We start from the raw sequence: 19,002 nt of genomic DNA on the forward strand, positions 1-19,002 counted from the left end.
ACTAAAAAGGAGAGAACATGCTTATTCGCCAACCTATGTGGTTATTGTCATTTTTGCTTTTTATCACCAACACCAATGCATTAGATGTTAAGTTGGCCACACAAGCGCCTATTATCGATGGAATTGATAACGAGCCTCAATGGCAGTCAGCCCAATGGCAACCATTAGATCAGGTAATCATTGGGGGTCCGCTAGAGAGCAGTGATTTTTCTGCCAAGTATCGTCTCCTCTGGGATACCAATACCCTTTATATTCAACTTAATATCATTGATGACGTGTTATACGATAATCATCCTAACCCCCTCGATGGTTATTGGAGTGATGACTGTATAGAGGTATTTATCGATGAGAATGCCTCAGGTGGTGATCATCAATATAATCACAACGCCTTTGCCTATCATGTCAGTTTAGATAATCAGGTTGTTGATCTTGCAAAAGATCGTAATCCAGCCCTGTACAATCAGCACATCAACAGTCAATGGACTCGCAACCATCAAGCACCTTATGAGATTACCTGGGAACTGGCAGTTAAGGTATTTGCTGACAGTTACCAAGACAATCAACAAAACACACCCGTGGTGCTAAGTGCAGGTAAAAAAATGGGATTCATGCTGGCTTATTGCGACAATGACGGTAGCCCTATTCGTGAACATTTCATAGGCTCCAAAGATATTCAGCCGCTAGAGGGTGACAAAAATCGCGGATGGATAGACGCTAGTGTATTCGATACCCTCACCTTAATTAAATAAGTGTAAACATGCCTACATCGACAGAAAATATAATTGTTCATCTAAATCAATCCTCAGCGCTGCATCAACATGTGACTGAAAGTGGCTTGACTGACGCACTGCGTAATTTACAAGATTGGCAAACTCGGCGTTTATTAGTGAGCTATCAAGACATGTGGGACAGCAAACGTTTTCGTCCGGCTATGGCTTTTTTTATTGATGAGTTGTATGGTCCAAAAGATTTCAGTCAACGGGATCAAGAAATAGCGCGGGTTGTACCCAAAATGGCCAAGCTCCTTCCCCAACAAGCGCTGGATTCTCTTGAAGCCGCACTAAGACTAAATTGCCTGTCCTATGAATTAGACGTTCAGTTGGCCGAGGCACTGGGGGACGCTCAGCTAGACAGAGTAAGCTATGCGCAAGCCTATCGTCAATGCGACAACCAACCGCAACGCATTGAACAAATTACTTTACTTGAAAACCTTGGCCAAGATTTAGCACGGGTGGTCAAAATTAGCGGGATTTCGACCTTATTAATGTTATCCCGTAAACCGGCAAAGTTAGCTGGGGTTGAAAGCTTACATGTCTTCCTAGAAACTGGTTTTAAAGCGTTTAAGAAGCTAGGAAAAGTAGATGATTTTATCCTGCCGATAGTCGAGCGTGAACGTCAGATTATGCTGCATCTATTCGATCCTGACCAACCGAATCCGCTACCTGAGGTGAGCAGCAAATGAGTGAATCCACATCCTTAGACTGGATGCTGCCTGAACCACACATCATCGAATGGAAAATTGAAGAGGCACAGATCGATCATTACAATCACGTCAATAATGTCGCCTATGTATCGCAACTTGAAAAAGTAGCTTGGTCCCATTCCAATCAATTGGGACTGAGTATTCAACAATATCAGCAACTTGATCGCGGTATGGCGATAAGCAAGCACCTAATTGAATATCATGCAGCCGCGTTGTTAAATGAGCAAGTATTGTGTGCCACTTGGATTGTTGAGTGTGACAAAAGGCTCAAACTGGCCCGCCGCTTTCAATTCATTCGCCAAGCTGACCAAGTAACCCTATTGACCGCCCGCACAGATTTCGTGTGTATCGCACTGTCTTCAGGCAAACCCAAACGTATGCCTGAGTCCTTCGTTGAGGTATACAGTAAAGCGTGTGTGAAATGACTGAGTTGCCTGGACTGATGAATATAATCACTGCGCATTACGCTATTATTTCGCTGGTTTTTAAATGAAATCACTGCTGCCCTTGGTTATTGTTTGTTTAGCGCTGTCGGTGGGGATCAATATAAATTTGTGGCTCAAGCTAAGCGCGACCTCTGACCGCTCACAGCCTGCGCAGGAATCTTATGCGCCCCAATCTGAGCAAAGCATTCCCAGTACTAAGCCTGCTGCACCGGTTGAACCCAGTATGGTCTCCCACAAGACATCACTGAGCGACACAGACAATGATCTATATAAAGCACAGCATATCCAACAGATCCGCCAGCAAATTGCCGCCAATGAATATCATAGTGCAAAACAGGCCATTCAAGTCTACTTAAGAATGCACCCTCAAGACATAGATTATTTGATCTTAGAAGCTCAATGGGTGCAAAGCACCGGCCAAATAAATGAGGTGCTAGCGGAGTATTATTCGCTGTTAGATCTTGCCTTAACGACCCCACAAAGGGCCGAAGTATTAAGTATTATCGAACAACTTACCCAAGACAATATTGAGAAGCTTAAGGGGATAGGTTCTTGGGATATTTTAGCCACATTTTTGGAGCCATTATGGCAATTTGACCCTACCCGAAACACTATTATCTTATCTCTTGCAGAAGCTTATGCCCATCAGCAACAGGAGTTTTTAATGGAGAATGTGCTGGCGTCCTTGCCTCAAGGTGATCCCTCTGCTGAAAGGATCAGGCAAATATTCCAACAACAGTACGCTGTGGCGGCATCAGCAGACCAGTCTAAGAACAGATCGAATGATTACGAACGCAGCGCGAAACTAACGCCCCTCGGAGATCACTTTGTGGTATCTACTCGAATTGGCCGCGTGCCTTTTGAGTTGATGTTAGATACCGGAGCGTCAACAACAGTGCTCACCCAGAATGCATTTGAGCGCATTGGCCGTTATGTGAAAAAGCACTACGTTGGTACTTATAAAGTGAACACCGCGGGCGGACAAGTTGATGGAGCTATTTATCAATTAGATCACCTGTTCTTTGGCGGCTTCCGAGTGGATAGTGTGGCAGTAGTGGTCCTTCCTATGGAAGAGTTTGATTATGCTGATGGTTTGGTGGGGATGAATCTATTACGCCAATTTGATTTTAAAATTGACCAACAAAACGCCCAGTTGCTTTTGAGCCGACGATAAAGGAAATTTGTTCAACTAGCCGAACTGCTGCACAGGCCTCAATTTATGATTCGGCTACAAATTAATATTTATTTCTGCTTCTTCTGACTGATAGTGCTCAATAGCTTGCTTCACCCTGAAATCCACCAAGGATAAAGTCACGCCTTGTCCCTTCATGTTGCCGCTTGAGGGTTGGAAAGCACACAGGGTTAAAATTTCCGCAAATTCCTGCTTTGGCCAGAAATAACATTGTTTGAAGCCCGTTAATAGCAAAGCGCGGCCATTTTCACTCTCGATAAAATGGGTCTTTGAGGTGACTTGCTTATAGTTTAGATACTGGGCTATTTCATCTTTAAGCTCAGGCTTGACGGTCAAATTAGCTCTGAAATCAGCAAATTTAGGCTTGCTGCTGGAGGTTTTAACAATATCTTGAACTGTTTTAAAACTTAATGGCTCACCGTATTTACTCACCGCTTGTTGCAAGGTCTTATCATAGACCGGCAAGATATCTAAATATCGACTGGCGATCTTATATGTCAGAGTTACCTGATTAATAAAGCCGTACTTTTTATCAAAGTGTAACTCCAAGCTTTCAATCAACTCGGATTCTTTATAGGGTTGTTGAAATTCAATTTTGACTTCCGAACTGCGATTGCCACCTGAGATATACTGTAGCTTGCCACCGCTTTGTGCCAAGGCGATAGACTTCGCCAGCACATTGTTGCCGGCGTACACTTGGCGAATATTCATGCTTGAGATGACGGGCAAAGTTGCGTCTGGATTGAAGCGGTGCAAGCTGGATAAGTTATCGGTTTCCTGAGCTTGCACAGCAAAACTACTAAAACACAGACTGACGAAACATAACATCCGAGAAATGATCAAATTTTTCCACCTATAATATTTCGATTTAGCGCCCCTGCATCGGTCGCTGTAATTGAAGTAACAGTTTATCACCCCATAGGCTTACTATAGCATAGCTAGTGAGGCTAACTGTGGATATTCTATAACCGATACTTTGCTGGCCGGTAATAGTCAATCAAGCCTTGTATAGCAAAAAATCCTTAACGTTCTACATATTTTTTGAGCGTACTAGGAGCAGACATCCTGCCGAAAGTAACGCTGCAAGAGTAGAAAAAACGTAGGCCTGGAAAGCGCCTTCCCCTTGCGCCCACATGTGGCCAGAGACGTAATTGCCAACGGCCCCACCTGCTCCAAAAGCAATACTGATATAGAGCGCTTGCCCGCGACTTTGAAAGTCATTTCCGAAGTAGTGGCGGATAAACTGTACTGAAGCGGCATGGGTCATGGCAAATCCAAACGCATGCAGCAATTGACTTAAAATAATGACTTCAATAAATCGCGCCGCGCTACCTAATAACCACCAGCGTAGTGCCGTCAATAAAATACTAATGATTAAAATCCACTTCACTCCAAAGCGCTCAATCAAGCGCCCTGCCAACAAAAAGATAATAATTTCTGCCGCAACACCCAAGCCAATAAAGATGCCCGTTGCTTGACCACTGTAGCCGAGATCTCGTGAGTAAAGGGCAAAAAAACCATAGTAGGTACCAAAACTGACCTGCAACAAAATCGCTGATACCATAAACAATACAAAGGGTCGCGTGCGGACTAAGTTCCATGCTGATTCGGCACTGCTCTTCACATCAGGCTGAACCACCTTTTCCCGAATAAACAGGGTTGACACAAATAGAATCAAAAGTACCACAGCACTAACATAGATAGGTGCTTCACTGGAAAACAGATCAATGGCTTTGCCGGTCACTATGGTCAGAATGATGAATCCGATGCTGCCCCACAGTCTGATCCGACTATAACGATTGGCGTCGCTATGAATTGCGTTCAGGGTCAGCACTTCTAACTGTGGCAAGACGGCTGTCCAAAACATCATCATTAAGGCGAAACTCAGGGTTAACCCCCAGAATCCGTCTACCCAAAATACCAAGCAAAAAGTCGCGAAGGTTAGAAAGCACCCTAGCTGCAGGATCCCCAAGCCCTTGCCTGACCTATCTGCCATAGATGCCCAAAGATTTGGCCCGAGTATTCGCGCTACTGTTATCAACGCAAATAATTCGCCGATTTGCTCGGAGCTGAAGCCCCTGCCATCGAGAAAGATACCCAAATAAGGAACCAGCACCCCTAACTGCCCAAAATAGAGCAGGTAGGTTAAGCCAATGAGAAATAAATTGAGGGGCGAAGACACGCTGTTAGGCAAAAATTCAGTCTCCTTGATGGGCTTATGCCTGTCCTGGGATAATTGGCGTCTGCGAAATAACGTCCGCGTTTTGACCACGGTGACGCAACAGATGATCCATAAGCACGATCGCCATCATAGCTTCAGCAATAGGTACTGCTCTTATGCCTACACAGGGATCATGACGGCCTTTAGTGACCACTTCTGTAGCCTGGCCATTGATATCCACAGAGTCTCCAGGGATGCTAATGCTAGAGGTGGGTTTGAGGGCCATATGCACAACTAAATCTTGACCGGTCGAAATACCACCGAGCACACCGCCGGATCGATTTGTCCTAAACCCTTCAGGGGTAATTGCGTCTCGATGTTCGCTGCCTTTTTGCTCAACTACCGCGAAACCATCGCCAACCTCGACTCCTTTCACCGCATTGATCCCCATCATCGCCAGCGCTAAATCAGCATCTAAGCGGTCAAAAATCGGCTCACCTAAACCCACCGGCATATTGGTCGCGACCACAGATACTTTGGCGCCCACCGAATCACCTTGTTTTTTTAATTCCCGCATGTATTCGTCAAGTGCATCTAGTTTTGATTCATCGGGACAGAAGAAAGGATTGGTATTGGTTAGGCTATGGTCAACCTTGTCTATTTTAATCGGACCAAGTTGGGATAGGTAACCATGGATTTCGATCCCGTGGAGTTGTTTTAGATATTTTTTAGCGATCCCACCGGCGGCAACACGGATCGCAGTTTCTCGAGCCGAAGAGCGACCCCCGCCGCGGTAGTCCCGCAAGCCATATTTTTGCTGATAGGTATAATCTGCATGGCCAGGTCTAAAGGTATCTTTTATTTTAGAATAATCATTACTACGTTGGTCTTTGTTTTTTATCAACAGACCTATGCTGGTGCCTGTCGTTTTACCTTCAAACACACCAGACAAAATTTGCACTTCATCATCTTCACGGCGGGCGGTCGTGTACCGGGAGGTACCCGGTTTGCGACGATCTAAGTCACCTTGTAAATCCGCTTCACAAAGTTCCAAATTTGGTGGACAGCCATCGACTACTCCACCAATAGCGATACCGTGGCTTTCGCCAAAAGTGGTTACAGTGAAAAGCTTGCCAAACGTATTACCAGCCATAAAAGTTACCTTACCTAAAGTTAATTTCGTTCAGCCCAATAAGCCTCTAATTGAGGTTTACTCAAGGCAAATACTCCGTGACCACCTTGCTTAAATTCAATCCACTGCATGGGTAATTCAGGATATTTATAATTCATATGTACCTGGCTATTGCCGACTTCAACAAACAACCAGCCATCATCGGTTAGATACTCAAGTGCTTGATGCAAAATGGTATCTACCAGTTCTAAACCATCTTCTCCGGCGGCCAAACCCAGTTCAGGTTCATGCTGGAACTCATCCGGTAAGTCAGCCATATCTTCAGCATCAACATAAGGCGGATTACTGACAATTAAATCATATTTTTGACCGCTCAAAGCTGACATCAAATCGGATTGGATCGGAAACACTCTATCGGCTAAACCATGTTCTTGGATATTGATATCGGCAACAGCGAGTGCATCAGAACTGATATCGACGGCATCCACAATAGCCTCTTCGAATTGATAGGCTAAGGCAATTGCGATACACCCACTACCTGTGCACAAATCTAAAATTTGCTTGGGCTCATTGGACAACCAAGTAGAAAAACCATCATTGATCAATTCTGCAAACGGCGAACGAGGCACCAGAACCCTTTCATCCACATAAAAGGGTAAACCACAAAACCACGCTTGCTGAGTCAAATATGCACTAGGTACCCGTTCAGTGACACGACGATAAACCAAGTCCAATATCTGACGCTTTTCTATACTGGTCAAACGTGCGTGCAACAAGAGTTGTACATCGATGTCTGACATGTTTTGCGGCAAATGCAACGCTTGCATGGACAGACTTAGCGCTTCGCTCCAAGGTGTATCAGTGCCATGGCCATAAAATAAATCAGCTTGATTAAACTGACTCATAGACCATCTGATGATGTCTAATAGTGTTACAAGTTCAGACGCCGTGGTGTCTAAATCAATAGATTCTATGGTTGTCATAATTATAAAGTCATAGTTAAGGTGTTTTTCGCTCACCGGTATTTTGCTATGCTTAGACTTTAATTGCCCGTTCGATTATTTATAAATCATAACCAAATATGAAAAAAAGCTCAGCTCAGGATACAGATGCGCCAGAAATAGATGACATGACTCTTTTCAGAGGTGCCTTCAAGGATGTCGCGCCTATTAAGCAGGACAAAATAACGCCTCCGCGACCTACCAGCAAGCGAAATTCACTTTCTGAGCAGAAAAAGGTGCAATCCAATCGGCAAATGAAACAAGCTGCTGCGTCATTTCATTTTTCAGATGGCTTTGAAGCACATTTTTCAGACACCGGCCCACTTAAGTATGTAAGGCCAGGGATTGATAGTTTTCAGATAAAACGTTTAAGACGGGGAGAATACCCGCCTGATTTGATTTTGGATTTACATGGTCTTAATCGAGAGAATGCAAAATTAGAAATAGCAGCCTTGATTGTAGCCGCACAAAAGCAACACCTACATTGTGTGTGTATTGTACACGGATTAGGCTCATTTGTGCTTAAAAAAGCTGTCCCTAACTGGTTAGTCCAACACCCAGCAGTTGAGGGATTTCACCAAGCACCATTGGAATGGGGTGGTAACGGCGCTTTGTTAGTCTTGATTGAGTTGCCGATTTCTAGCCAGTAGCCATTCATAAGCTGTCAGCATTCACAGCGTCAATGCCAAAAGAGTTACACTTTATACTTGATATCAATTGGTTACCCAAACTAGGTCAGCAGCTAGTTAGAGATCATGATTGGTATTGTAGATAAATAGATACATGTAATAGACGCATATACCAATGACGACTGCCAAGCCTAGAAGAGAGCCCCAAACCACAGGATCTTTAAAAAGTAGTTCTAACATAGTCTTGTCCTCGTTTGATTTAATATGATTGTTGTTGCTACCTTTGCAGTTTAAACAATCCTGTCAATCGGCAAGCTGATCTAGATCAATTGAACTCACTTAACTGCTAAAAATCTGTTTTATACCCCTTTACTGTCTGCTAAAAGCGTCATAATCCCCCAAAATTTCATAAGCTAACACTCCAAGCGATTGATTTATAATAAATTTAAATGTTGGAATGGATTTTGATATTTACCCAGTACAGGTTACTCATGCTGGAAAAGTGCAAGTGGAAGGAAAAATGCAAAATCAACAGACTAACATCCGATCCTATGTTCATCATCAATTTACCCGCTCCAATGCTTATACAAGCCCCAAACCTCGTTTTGAAGACATCAGTGTCGTGGGCCTAGGGTTAATTGGTACCTTGTTGTCGGTGTCATTTGCCAATAATGGCCATCGCGTAATAGCCGTAGATATGGACATGCGAAAAGTAAATGGTATCAACCAAAATCATTCGCCAATCCAAGACCAAGAATTGGAAGATGCCGTTATAAAAGCTCGCCTACAACGCAAATTGGTCGCGACAGCTGATATGCATAACGCTATTTTGCAGACTCAAATAAGCTTAGTCTGTGTGGGGCAAATCTCTGACATCGACAATCAAGGTTTATCTAAAACCTTACAAGCCATATTTCAACAACTAGGCGCAAGCTTAGCCACCAAGCCTGACTATCATTTGATCCTTTTGCATTGCCATCTGCATTCGCCTGAGAGCGAGCAACAGGTCAATTCTATTATCGAACAGTGGTCAGGTAAGCGTTGTGGCAAGGATTTTGGTTTATGCTTTTTGCCTTTACAGGTCACCAGCAAACATCAACCGTCAGACGTCAATTTAGATGACATGATTTCGCAACGAGCAAATGACTCCAAAAGTGCCAAATTAACCTCTAGGTTATTCACCACTTTAGATTTAGGCTTAAAATCTGTTAGTGTTGCGGCATATCATGACGACTGATTATGTCTTATAAAACCCACTAGTTGGTAGGTGCAGCAGACTAGTCAAACAACTTCCAAAACCAACTTCGCTCTAATTCTGCTTGGCAGGATTTTAGCTGCCCTGCATAGCGAAGAGAACGAGCATTAACTTTTTTAGCTACCCGTACTAGCCAAGCTTTTTTATTATAAGATTTGCGTCGAAACCCGCCCCAGCCTTCATGATAATTGAGATATTGGGCATAGGCATCCCATTTAGATATGCCATTCACTTTATAGGTTTTAGCGATAAACCAGCCCATAAAATCAATTGCATCATCGAAGTCATCCCTATCCGCCCCTGAGTTATCCGTTTCACGGATATAGTCCGACCAAGTGGGTGTCTTCGCTTGAGAGTAACCATAGGCACTGCTGATCCGGCCCCAGGGAATTAAACCAAAAAACACATAGTCTCGTGGTGGTAATGCATCGGCTCTAAAAGAGCTTTCCTGGTACATCATTGCCATAGGAACATGAATAGGCACTCCCCATTTTTCATGCATTTCAGAAGCCGCATCATACCAATCTGACTTTTGTCTAAAAATTTCACAAATATTACTAATATTTTTGGGCGGAGTAGTGGCACAACTGCCTAACAACAAGGCGAGCAAAAACGATGTGAAAATTGTTTTAAAGATTTTTCGGATTTTTGTGAACTTTCCCATCAGTAGTGACTCATATAAGGTGTGTTCTAGTTATTGTGTGTTTTCCCTGGTAGTAGTTTAATGCCTGACGATATCGTCAGGCATTTTTTTTGCTGTCTAGGAAATTAATTGGTCACAGAAGAGCTAAAATATTCTGCCAAAAATTGATCAAATGAAACATCATCAAGTTGTTCTCTTCGATGCTGCTCTGCAAGAGAGTCAATGGCTTGTTGGTTAAACATATCTTGACTAATCAGTGCATAGTCGGAGGTTAATAACTGGCTGCGATACTGCTCTGCCAACTCTACCCCCAATGCGCCATTATCAAAGTTTTTCTGCAACAGAATATCAAGAATCTTGGCCGAAGGGGTAAGTGAAGGATCGCATATCTTCTGCCATTGCTGTTCCAGTGCTGCAGAATAATATTGACAGTTATTTGCTTGATCCAAGCAGGCGGCCACTTCACGCATCTCATCAAACAGCTGTTCTGACCACTGAGGTAGCGACACGGCTTCATTATGATTATGTAGCCTTAGCTCGGGGTCTCGTCCATTTACCACCACCGCTTTTAAGTTGCGCTCAGTTTCGGCATATTGATTTTCATCCATCATTTCACTCGGTGCCACCAGACAGTAGGCCAAAAACACATCGAGAAAATAAAACTGCTCTTCAGTAATGCCTACAGGACTAAATGGATTCACATCAAGCGCCCGCACTTCAATGTAACTCACCCCACGTTTAGCTAACGCATCTGTGGGCTTTTCCAAAGGTTGAGTGGGCTGTTTAGGGCGAATTGGTGAATATAATTCATTTTCAATCTGCAGCACATTAGCATTTAACTGACGGTACGCTCCGTTGCTCTTTTCGGCAAATTTTTGATACTTTTCCGATGGCGTATTAATGGCTTTACGTAGAGAATTAATATAGCTGTCTACATGGTTGTAACAAATAGCCAAACCAGATTGTTCCGAATTGGTATAGCCTAAATCACTCATCCGTAATGAGGTAGCATAGGGTAAGTAATGAGTACCTTTACCCAATAATTTGAAAGGTAAATTGGTTTTCTTGCCACGAATAAACGAGCCACAAATCGCCGGAGAAGAGCCAAACAAAAACGGAATAAGCCAACAAAAGCGCCGGTAATTTCTTATCATCGCAAAATAAGCTGCCGATATGGAGTCTTTATCGGCATTTTGCTGTTCCATTTCTTGCAACCACACTTGCCAGAACCCATCGCCAAATGAAAAGTTAAAATGTACGCCAGCAATCGCCTGCATCATGCTTCCGTAACGGTTTTTCAGGCCGACTCGATACAAGGTTTTCATTTTGCCTGCGTTTGAGCTGCCGTATTGTGCGATAGGAATATCCTCTTCACCGTCAATAAAGCATGGCATGCTCATCGGCCACAAACGCTCATTTCCAATATTTTCCATCACAAATTTATGTACATCACCCAGTTGATTTAGTGTCACCTTGATATCACTTTCCGGTGGTGTTATGAATTCCAGCAGAGATTCAGAAAAGTCGGTAGTGATATAATCATGGGTAAGTGCGGCCCCTAATTTTGTGGGATGGGGTGTTTGTGACAGAGTACCCTTGGGGTTAATTCTGAGAGTTTCACGTTCAACGCCATGTTTAATTTGAGGTAAGGTTTTCAAAACCTGAGGTCGTTTAAAAACGGCCAGTCTTTTGGCAAAAGACGATGTGTTTGACGTCAAAATTTATTCCTAGAGTAAAGCCAAAATCATAAGGTGGGGAGCATTTCAATATTTTCAACCACAGATAGACTTGGATTTACCCCCTGCCAACACCGTAGTGAATGCTACTGCGCACCTTTGCGTAATTTTTATGAGACCGACAAACTAAGTGAAATCTTCCGAGATTACTAGTCTGTTGCTACCTTAAAGTAAATACGTTTCGACGCCTCTATTGAGGCGTTTGCATATCAACTATTGGCAACCCTAAGGTTGCTAGCTGGGCCCGAATTGCAGCAGCATCTCCCACTACTACAATTTGTAACTCATTGATATCAAGCAATTCATTCGCAAGGTCATTTAATTCCTCAAGGCTGATTTTATCAATAATATCATACTGAACGTCACGATATTCCTTTGCTAAATCATAGGTTAGCAGGTGATTTAAGAAAGTCGCTTTATTAAAGGGGGTTTCGTAACTTAACGCCTCAGCCTGAGTATAAGCACTCTTCATTAATTGTAACTCGTCAATTGTCATACCCTGTTGTTTAAAGGTGGCAATTTCTTGCAATATTTCACGAATCCCATCGGCGCTGTTTTCTTTTTTTAAATCCGCTCCCGCTTGGAATCGACCTAGGGTCTTACCACCAACAAAGCGACTTGACGCGCCATAGGTATACCCCTTGTCCTCGCGCAGGTTCAAATTTATCCGACTATTAAACATGCCCCCCAAGGGGAAGTTCATTAGCTTACTTTTAAAGTGCGTCCCAGTAGCGTCATAAGGTAGCCCTCTTTTTAAAATCTGTACCACGGTCTGCGCGGCGTCAGGTTTATCAATCAGATAAATACTACTGTGCTCATACTCGGGAAAAGCACTGTATTGGGGAATGTCATAATCGCCGTTTTGCCATTCGGTCAGAAACGGGATCCGCTTAGCAATCTTTTGCTCATCAATATCACCCACTACCACCAAATTTGCTTTCGCTGGCGAATAATAGCGACGGTAAAACTCTTTAACATCGTCCAATTGAATATTTTGCAAGGTGGTGAGGGTGCCAGAATCCGGCAGGCTAATACGATTTTCTGCTCCATACATTAGTAAATCTGTAGCTTTAGCCGCAGATATACTCGGATTTTTCAATTGTTGCTGTAATTGTTGAGCTAAGTTTTGCTTAATTCGTTGAAAATCCTCTAGCTTAAATGCGGGTGAAAATAATTTCACTTTTAATAATGCTAAGGTTTTAGTCAGATTTTGGGTCAGACTATTGACCTGAATCTGAGTGAATCGTCCATTAGCACTAAATGAAATTCGGCTCCCCAGCAAGGCCAACTGATTAGCCATTACTTCGTTCGACATAGCACTAGTAGTCTCATTCATCATGCTGGCAGTAAAAGAGGCTAAACCTGCTTTTTCAATTGGGTCTAATAAGGGCCCTCCCTCCAAACTCAGTAACAATGAAACCGTTGGGGTTTCTGATGTATGGTGAGTGAGCATTCTAATCCCATTGTCGAAGGTCTTTTGGCTATATTGGGGAACCGTGACACTTGGATTCGGTCCCGCAGAGGGCTGGATTGAACGATCAAAGCTATCTTGTATCGTTTTAGCCACGACTGACACGGACGAATTATCAGACTCAGAGGTAAGCGTACGCTCAGGTAATTCAAAGTTCTGAGGCTTAGCAGCTAGGCCCACACTGCCTTTGGGGACGATACTCAACACAACTTTGCTCTTATCTTTTATATAAGTTCGATAAACTCGCATGACATCTGCTGCACTAACGTTGTTGTAACGGTTCAAATCATATTGAACCATATCCGGTTGGTCATCAAAGGTCTGATTTGAGGCCAAGATAGAAACCTTGCCTGACACACTTTGTAAACCGAAGATGGTCGAAGATTGAATTGATGCTTTAGTCCTTGCTAAATCATCGGTATTAACCCCACGTTGCTCAAACTCGATTAAGGTATCTTCGATTCGACGCTGAATATCAGCCAGTTGAGTGGTTTTGCCGGGGTTGGGTAAGGCTATCAATTGAAATTCGCAAGCAAGTTCACGACAGGGGTGAGAGACCACCGCTTGCACGGCGATATTGTCTTTGACTAAATTTTTATAGAATAATGAGGTTTTGCCCCCGCCTAAAATATCGGCCAATACATCCAAAGGAGCTTCGTCTTGGTGGCGCACATATACGGTAGGAAATGTTAATTGTAACAAGGGTAAATAAACTTCATCTTCAAGAGTTAAATAACGATCTTGATTAAGGATGACTGGCTGCTTTAGGGCGTCTTTGACTTCCGGGCCAGACGGGATAGTAGAGAAATACTTATTTATCCACTGCAAGGTTTTTATCTGGTCGATATCCCCGCCTATGGTAAGTACAGCGTTATTTGGACCATACCAACGCTGAAAAAAGGCCTTCAGATCATTTACATTTACTCGGTCCAAGTCTTCAACATAGCCAATTGTTGACCACGAATAAGGATGGCCAATAGGATAGAGAGCTTCGCTGTTGCGCTCAGTTCGCAATCCATAAGGTTGATTATCATAACTTTGACCACGCTCGTTTTTAACCGTTTCCCGTTGTATTTCAAATTTCTCTTGCGTAACGGCATCGAGCAAAAAGCCCATTCGATCAGCTTCTAACCAGAGCACTTTTTCTAATTGATTAGCCGGCACCGTTTGATAATAGTTGGTGCGATCGCTGTTAGTAGTGCCATTCATATCACCACCAACTTCTGTGATGATTTTAAAATGCTCATCATCGGCGACATTTTTGGAGCCTTGAAACATCATATGTTCGAAAAAATGGGCAAAACCTGATTTGCCGACTTGTTCTCGCGCTGAGCCAACATGATATGTCACATCCACATGCACTAACGGGTCTGATTTATCTTGGTGTAACACCACAGTCAGCCCATTAGCCAATTGATACTTACTATATGGGATAGTTACTAGGTCTTGTTCCCCACCCAGATGTTGCTCAATCAAGCTAATACCTTCTGGCAAAGTTTGTATGGCTTGATCATGCTGCGCAAGCTTTCCGGAGCTACATCCGAGTAGGGAAAAACTCAAGGCTCCGAGGAGTAAAGTTAGTCTATTCACTTAATTGCCTTATATTGATCGCAAAGAAATCCGCGTTTTTAATGTCATTTGGTTTATTTAGTCTACCCTGACGATTAGAATAAAGTAATATATTGTCAAAATTTGTATGTAAAGAGATATAAATGAACCAACAGAATGAGATCATCGACTTAAACTTTGGACTGTCACAACTCAGTGGTAATCGTGCACTTCTAATTAAATTGTTGGGCAAATTTAAAATCGAGTATACCGAACTGCTAGATAAACTCAGTGAATTTCAGCAACAACAAGACCTCGAAGCATATAAACACACCATTCATACAGTTAAAGGTGTAGCCGGTAATTTGGGGTTAAATGCTTTACATTCTGCTGCCAAACCACTGGAATCTCAAGTGAACAGTGGCTCAGACTTTAGTGCTGAATTTGCAGAGTTTTCTGCTATTTTACAGCAAACTCTAATCCAAATAGCTGAACTAGAAGATGAACATGAAAAACCGCAAACGCCAAGTGATGACTCAGGGATACAACAACTCATCAACATTTTAAACAAAAATGAATTTGTACCACCAGAGCAACTTAAGCAACTGTTAGACGGGTCAAACTTGTCTGCACAAGCCAAGCAACAAATAACAGAAGCAGTGGGCGATTTAGATTATCCATTAGCACTGCAGCTGTTAGAATCCGCTTAATATAATTAGTTCAGTTAGGATTAACATTACTTGATTTCAATTGCTTATCAAGCGGATGACTTCGTCATCATCAATAAGCCAGCAGGCATTCCTGTACAAAGGGAAGCTGAAACTGAAGGTGTACTCACCCTAATGCAAAGCCAGCTCAATCTAGAGCGACTATGGCTGGTGCACCGGCTGGACAAAGTCACTTCTGGGTTGTTAATCCTCGCGACCACTGAAGCAGCCGCTTCAAGGCTCAGCCAGTTATTTGCAAAGCGCGAGATTCAAAAATATTATTTGGCGGTGAGTAATAAAAAGCCAAAAAAAAGCCAAGGCACTGTCACCGGAGATATGCACAAAGTTCGGGATGGCAAATGGGCGCTTCAACACAGCCAACACAATCCCGCCACCAGCCAATTTTTTAATTGCGGTTTGACTGACGGTTTGCGTTTATTTGTCATCAAACCTTATACCGGCAAAACCCATCAAATCAGAGTGATGATGAAGAGCCTCGGCAGCCCTATTTTGGGCGATACCCATTATTCGGGTACCTTTTCCGACCGTGCCTATCTGCACGCTTATGCATTGGAGTTTGAAGACAATGGGACGTTACTGCGTGTGACCTGCATGCCTGAAACTGGGGAGTTTTTTCAACCAAACTGCATTTCAAACATAGCAGACAAATTTTTGTCTCCTTGGTTGTTAGATTGGCCAAAGTTAAAAATCGCCACGGCTCGCCAATGAACCTGGTTAACCACCGCAGGCTAATGTATTGGTTGGCGGCCTTGGTATTTGGCATTTTTTTATTATTAATGTTTGTTCCCGTTGAATATATTCCCGTCGATACTCGTTCAGACAAATTATTGCATGCGCTGCTATTTGTCCTTATCACCTTGGTAGCGAAACCGGTTCTCAAATGCCCGCTTTGGATGTTGGTTATTGGGCTCACATTATTTGCGGTATTAAGTGAAGTAGCGCAACATTTTATTCCCTATCGAAGCGGCAGTTTGGATGACTTCTACGCCGACCTGACAGGCATTACCTTGGCCTGTGCATTACTCGGCGGCTGGTCCCTCGTAACTAAGCTGTACTGGCGGTTTAAGCGATGATTAGTATTGTCGGTAATGGCGCGATTGGAAACTTAATCGCCCTAGCCTGTGAGCGACAGCATTGTACTTATCAGATGGTCACCCGCAGCGCACAGCCGATTCAAATTCATTGTCAAGAAAATCAACAACGACACACTCTACAACCTGACTACCTACAAGCCAGCGAAATGATCAATTCGGGAATAGTCATACTTCCGCTCAAAGCCTATCAAATACTACCCGCGATTGAGCAATTAAAGGGCCGGCTAGCAACCAAAATACCTGTGATACTGTTGCACAACGGTTTAGGCACCTACGAGTATGTTTTAGAGTTACTGCCAGAAAATCCAATTATGATAGCGACAACCAGTTACGCTGCGTTTAAGCCTGATCAGGGAGCCTTAATGGTTACAGGAAAGGGTCAGACCCAAGCGGGCTGGGTGCGTGATTCAGCTAATAACCCTCACTTTCAAACACAGTTTGAAAAACTGTTGCCGCCTTGTTCCTGGCATACCGATATTCAGCAAGTATTATGGAACAAGCTGCTAATTAACGCTGTCATCAACCCGCTAACAACCTTAAATAATATCCGCAATGGGCAACTTGCCGAGCCACAATACACTCAGCATATTGAAGGTATTGTTCACGAAGTAGTTCAGGTTATGCAGGCACTTGGTTTAACGGCAAATCATCAACAGCGATTACAACACTGCTATCAGGTAATCCAACACACCGCGCAGAATTACTCATCGATGCATCAAGATTTATTGCATAAACGGCCAAGCGAAATTGATTTTATCAATGGCTATGTTGTGCAACAAGCTAGGAGGTTAGATATCCCTGTACCCTACAATCAAACTTTGTTGCAGCAGGTAAAAAAAATGGAGGCTAATTAGCCTCCGTTTCAATGTAACATCAGTTCAGACAGCATGCCTAAGCTTACGCCGTGTAATTACTCACCGCTAACTTCAGGTTTCATATGCGGGAATAAAATCACGTCTTTTATAGTCGGGCTATCGGTAAATAACATGACTAAACGATCGATACCGATCCCCTCACCTGCAGTCGGCGGTAAACCATATTCAAGTGCCCGAATATAGTCTTCATCAAAATGCATGGCTTCATCATCGCCAGCGTCTTTTTCTTCAACTTGCTTTTTGAAGCGCGCAGCTTGGTCTTCAGGGTCATTTAACTCAGAGAAACCATTGGCCAGTTCACGGCCCCCCACAAAAAACTCAAAGCGGTCGGTAACAAAATGGTTTTTATCGTTGCGACGTGCCAACGGCGAGACTTCCCACGGATAAGCCGTAATGAACGTAGGTTGGATGAGCTTTTCTTCCGCTGTCGCTTCAAAAATCTCACATAAATACTTACCAGCGCCCCAAATACCATCAACCGCAGGCTCTTTAATATGCAGTTGTTTAGCCATCGCTTTGAGTGCATCAAGATGATTTTCGGGATCCTGAATGGCTGCCACGTTAGCTTCAGGCCAATACTTGATAATGGCGTCGTTCATACTCAAACGTTCGAACGGTTGGCCAAAATCATACTCCACCTGACTAACCACATTCCCTTCAGCATCTTTTTCGGTGCTGGTGAGGGTAGTAGTTCCAAGTACATCTTTAGCTAGGGTGCGCAACATGTCTTCGGTTAAATTCATCAAGTCATTGTAATCTGCATAAGCTTGATAGAATTCAATCATGGTAAATTCTGGATTATGCCGAGTCGATAAGCCTTCGTTACGGAAGTTACGATTGATTTCAAACACACGTTCAAAACCACCCACAACAAGACGTTTCAGGTACAACTCAGGCGCAATACGTAAATACATGTCGATGTCTAATGCATTATGATGGGTCACAAATGGGCGAGCAGTAGCGCCACCAGGAATAACCTGCAACATCGGTGTTTCCACTTCCATAAACTGACGCTCGGTCAAATAGGCACGAATACCATTGACAATTTTACTGCGGATCATAAAGGTGTCACGGGTTTGCTGATTGGTAATCAAATCAACATAACGCTGGCGATACTTAGTTTCTTGATCGGCTAAACCGTGAAATTTCTCTGGCAATGGACGCAAGGACTTGGTTAAAAGTTGATATTCGTCCATGTTGACATACAGGTCACCTTTACCAGACTTGTGCAATGTACCTTTAACGCCAACGATGTCGCCGATATCCAAACTTCCATAGCGGGCTTTAATATCTTTTTGGGCATCTTTAGATGCGTAAGATTGGATCCGTCCAGTCATATCCTGTAGTAATAAAAACGGACCACGCTTGGCTAAAATACGCCCCGCAATACTGACCACCTTCCCCAAGGTTTCTAATTCTTCTTTGCCCAATTCGCCGAACTCATCTTGCAAATTTTGACTGTAGAACTCGCGACGGAAACTATTCGGAAAACCATTGGAATCGCATTGACTACGAATCTGCTCCAACTTGCCACGTCGCTCAGCGATTAATTTATTTTCATCTTGTTGAATGTCAGTCATAGACTTTCCTGAATTATTATCATTAGGT

19 protein-coding genes are annotated in these 19,002 nt (G+C 43.3%); 10 read left to right on the forward strand and 9 right to left on the reverse strand.

The features are described from left to right. Nucleotides 1-17: 17 nt before the first annotated feature. The 4 genes from QR722_RS13265 to QR722_RS13280 all read left to right on the forward strand — a co-directional run bounded on the left by QR722_RS13265 (nt 18) and on the right by QR722_RS13280 (nt 3,103). Complete coding sequence (locus tag QR722_RS13265; RefSeq protein WP_286283355.1) at nt 18-749, forward strand: CBM9 family sugar-binding protein; 732 nt, start codon at nt 18-20, stop codon at nt 747-749. Nucleotides 750-757: 8 nt separating this feature from the next. Then, complete coding sequence (locus QR722_RS13270) at nt 758-1,462, forward strand: DUF8198 family protein (RefSeq protein ID WP_286283356.1); 705 nt, start codon at nt 758-760, stop codon at nt 1,460-1,462. Beyond that, nucleotides 1,459-1,908, forward strand: coding sequence for an acyl-CoA thioesterase (locus tag QR722_RS13275; RefSeq protein ID WP_286283357.1), 450 nt, complete (start codon nt 1,459-1,461; stop codon nt 1,906-1,908). The genes QR722_RS13270 and QR722_RS13275 overlap by 4 nt, the downstream gene beginning before the upstream one ends. 64 nt (nt 1,909-1,972) lie before the next feature. Then, nucleotides 1,973-3,103 (forward strand): retropepsin-like aspartic protease family protein, encoded by a 1,131-nt coding sequence (locus tag QR722_RS13280; RefSeq protein ID WP_286283358.1) that lies wholly within the window; start codon nt 1,973-1,975, stop codon nt 3,101-3,103. Nucleotides 3,104-3,157: 54 nt separating this feature from the next. Here QR722_RS13280 and QR722_RS13285 read toward each other — a convergent pair whose 3' ends face one another. The 4 genes from QR722_RS13285 to prmB form a co-directional block, all read right to left on the reverse strand. Then, nucleotides 3,158-3,964 carry a hypothetical protein gene (locus QR722_RS13285; protein ID WP_286283359.1) on the reverse strand — a complete coding sequence of 269 codons (807 nt, stop codon included), beginning with the start codon at nt 3,962-3,964 and terminating at the stop codon, nt 3,158-3,160. A gap of 187 nt (nt 3,965-4,151) precedes the next feature. Further along, on the reverse strand, nt 4,152-5,315 hold the full coding sequence (locus QR722_RS13290; RefSeq protein WP_286283360.1) for an MFS transporter: 1,164 nt from the start codon (nt 5,313-5,315) through the stop codon (nt 4,152-4,154). Between the two features lie 22 nt (nt 5,316-5,337). Continuing rightward, nucleotides 5,338-6,435, reverse strand: coding sequence for a chorismate synthase (gene aroC, locus QR722_RS13295; RefSeq protein ID WP_286283361.1), 1,098 nt, complete (start codon nt 6,433-6,435; stop codon nt 5,338-5,340). Between the two features lie 20 nt (nt 6,436-6,455). After that, nucleotides 6,456-7,397 carry a 50S ribosomal protein L3 N(5)-glutamine methyltransferase gene (gene prmB, locus QR722_RS13300; RefSeq protein ID WP_286283362.1) on the reverse strand — a complete coding sequence of 314 codons (942 nt, stop codon included), beginning with the start codon at nt 7,395-7,397 and terminating at the stop codon, nt 6,456-6,458. 98 nt (nt 7,398-7,495) lie between these two features. Here prmB and smrB point away from each other — a divergent pair, with 98 nt between their 5' ends. Continuing rightward, nucleotides 7,496-8,065 carry an endonuclease SmrB gene (smrB, locus tag QR722_RS13305; protein WP_286283364.1) on the forward strand — a complete coding sequence of 190 codons (570 nt, stop codon included), beginning with the start codon at nt 7,496-7,498 and terminating at the stop codon, nt 8,063-8,065. 96 nt (nt 8,066-8,161) lie between these two features. Here smrB and QR722_RS13310 read toward each other — a convergent pair whose 3' ends face one another. Continuing rightward, a complete protein-coding gene (locus tag QR722_RS13310) occupies nt 8,162-8,284 on the reverse strand; it encodes a DUF3149 domain-containing protein (RefSeq protein WP_286283366.1) in 123 nt (40 codons plus the stop codon). A 217-nt stretch (nt 8,285-8,501) separates the two neighbouring features. On the opposite strand from QR722_RS13310, the gene QR722_RS13315 reads away from it, so the two are divergent. Continuing rightward, the gene (locus QR722_RS13315) at nt 8,502-9,281 is read left to right on the forward strand and encodes a Rossmann-fold NAD(P)-binding domain-containing protein (protein WP_286283368.1); all 780 of its coding nucleotides are present in this window, start codon (nt 8,502-8,504) and stop codon (nt 9,279-9,281) included. A 40-nt stretch (nt 9,282-9,321) separates the two neighbouring features. On the opposite strand, the gene QR722_RS13320 is transcribed toward QR722_RS13315, so the two are convergent. From QR722_RS13320 to QR722_RS13330, 3 genes are all read right to left on the reverse strand, one after another. Further along, on the reverse strand, nt 9,322-9,966 hold the full coding sequence (locus QR722_RS13320; RefSeq protein WP_502872472.1) for a transglycosylase SLT domain-containing protein: 645 nt from the start codon (nt 9,964-9,966) through the stop codon (nt 9,322-9,324). 101 nt (nt 9,967-10,067) lie between these two features. After that, on the reverse strand, nt 10,068-11,660 hold the full coding sequence (gene gshA / locus QR722_RS13325; RefSeq protein ID WP_286283370.1) for a glutamate--cysteine ligase: 1,593 nt from the start codon (nt 11,658-11,660) through the stop codon (nt 10,068-10,070). Between the two features lie 208 nt (nt 11,661-11,868). Then, nucleotides 11,869-14,739, reverse strand: coding sequence for a M16 family metallopeptidase (locus tag QR722_RS13330; RefSeq protein WP_502872435.1), 2,871 nt, complete (start codon nt 14,737-14,739; stop codon nt 11,869-11,871). 122 nt (nt 14,740-14,861) lie between these two features. Here QR722_RS13330 and QR722_RS13335 point away from each other — a divergent pair, with 122 nt between their 5' ends. Genes QR722_RS13335 through QR722_RS13350 form a run of 4 tightly spaced genes read left to right on the forward strand, consistent with a single transcriptional unit; the run spans nt 14,862 to nt 17,373 of the window. Continuing rightward, nucleotides 14,862-15,407, forward strand: coding sequence for an Hpt domain-containing protein (locus QR722_RS13335; RefSeq protein WP_286283371.1), 546 nt, complete (start codon nt 14,862-14,864; stop codon nt 15,405-15,407). 30 nt (nt 15,408-15,437) lie between these two features. Beyond that, nucleotides 15,438-16,133, forward strand: a complete 696-nt coding sequence (locus tag QR722_RS13340) for a TIGR01621 family pseudouridine synthase (RefSeq protein ID WP_286283372.1) — start codon at nt 15,438-15,440, stop codon at nt 16,131-16,133. Next, nucleotides 16,130-16,498, forward strand: a complete 369-nt coding sequence (locus QR722_RS13345) for a VanZ family protein (RefSeq protein ID WP_286283373.1) — start codon at nt 16,130-16,132, stop codon at nt 16,496-16,498. The genes QR722_RS13340 and QR722_RS13345 overlap by 4 nt, the downstream gene beginning before the upstream one ends. Beyond that, complete coding sequence (locus QR722_RS13350; RefSeq protein WP_286283374.1) at nt 16,495-17,373, forward strand: ketopantoate reductase family protein; 879 nt, start codon at nt 16,495-16,497, stop codon at nt 17,371-17,373. Before QR722_RS13345 ends, QR722_RS13350 begins: the two co-directional genes overlap by 4 nt. 56 nt (nt 17,374-17,429) lie before the next feature. Here QR722_RS13350 and lysS read toward each other — a convergent pair whose 3' ends face one another. Further along, a complete protein-coding gene (gene lysS / locus QR722_RS13355) occupies nt 17,430-18,974 on the reverse strand; it encodes a lysine--tRNA ligase (RefSeq protein ID WP_286283375.1) in 1,545 nt (514 codons plus the stop codon). Nucleotides 18,975-19,002: the final 28 nt, after the last annotated feature.

Source organism: Aliiglaciecola sp. LCG003 (assembly GCF_030316135.1).
Taxonomy (GTDB): domain Bacteria; phylum Pseudomonadota; class Gammaproteobacteria; order Enterobacterales; family Alteromonadaceae; genus Aliiglaciecola.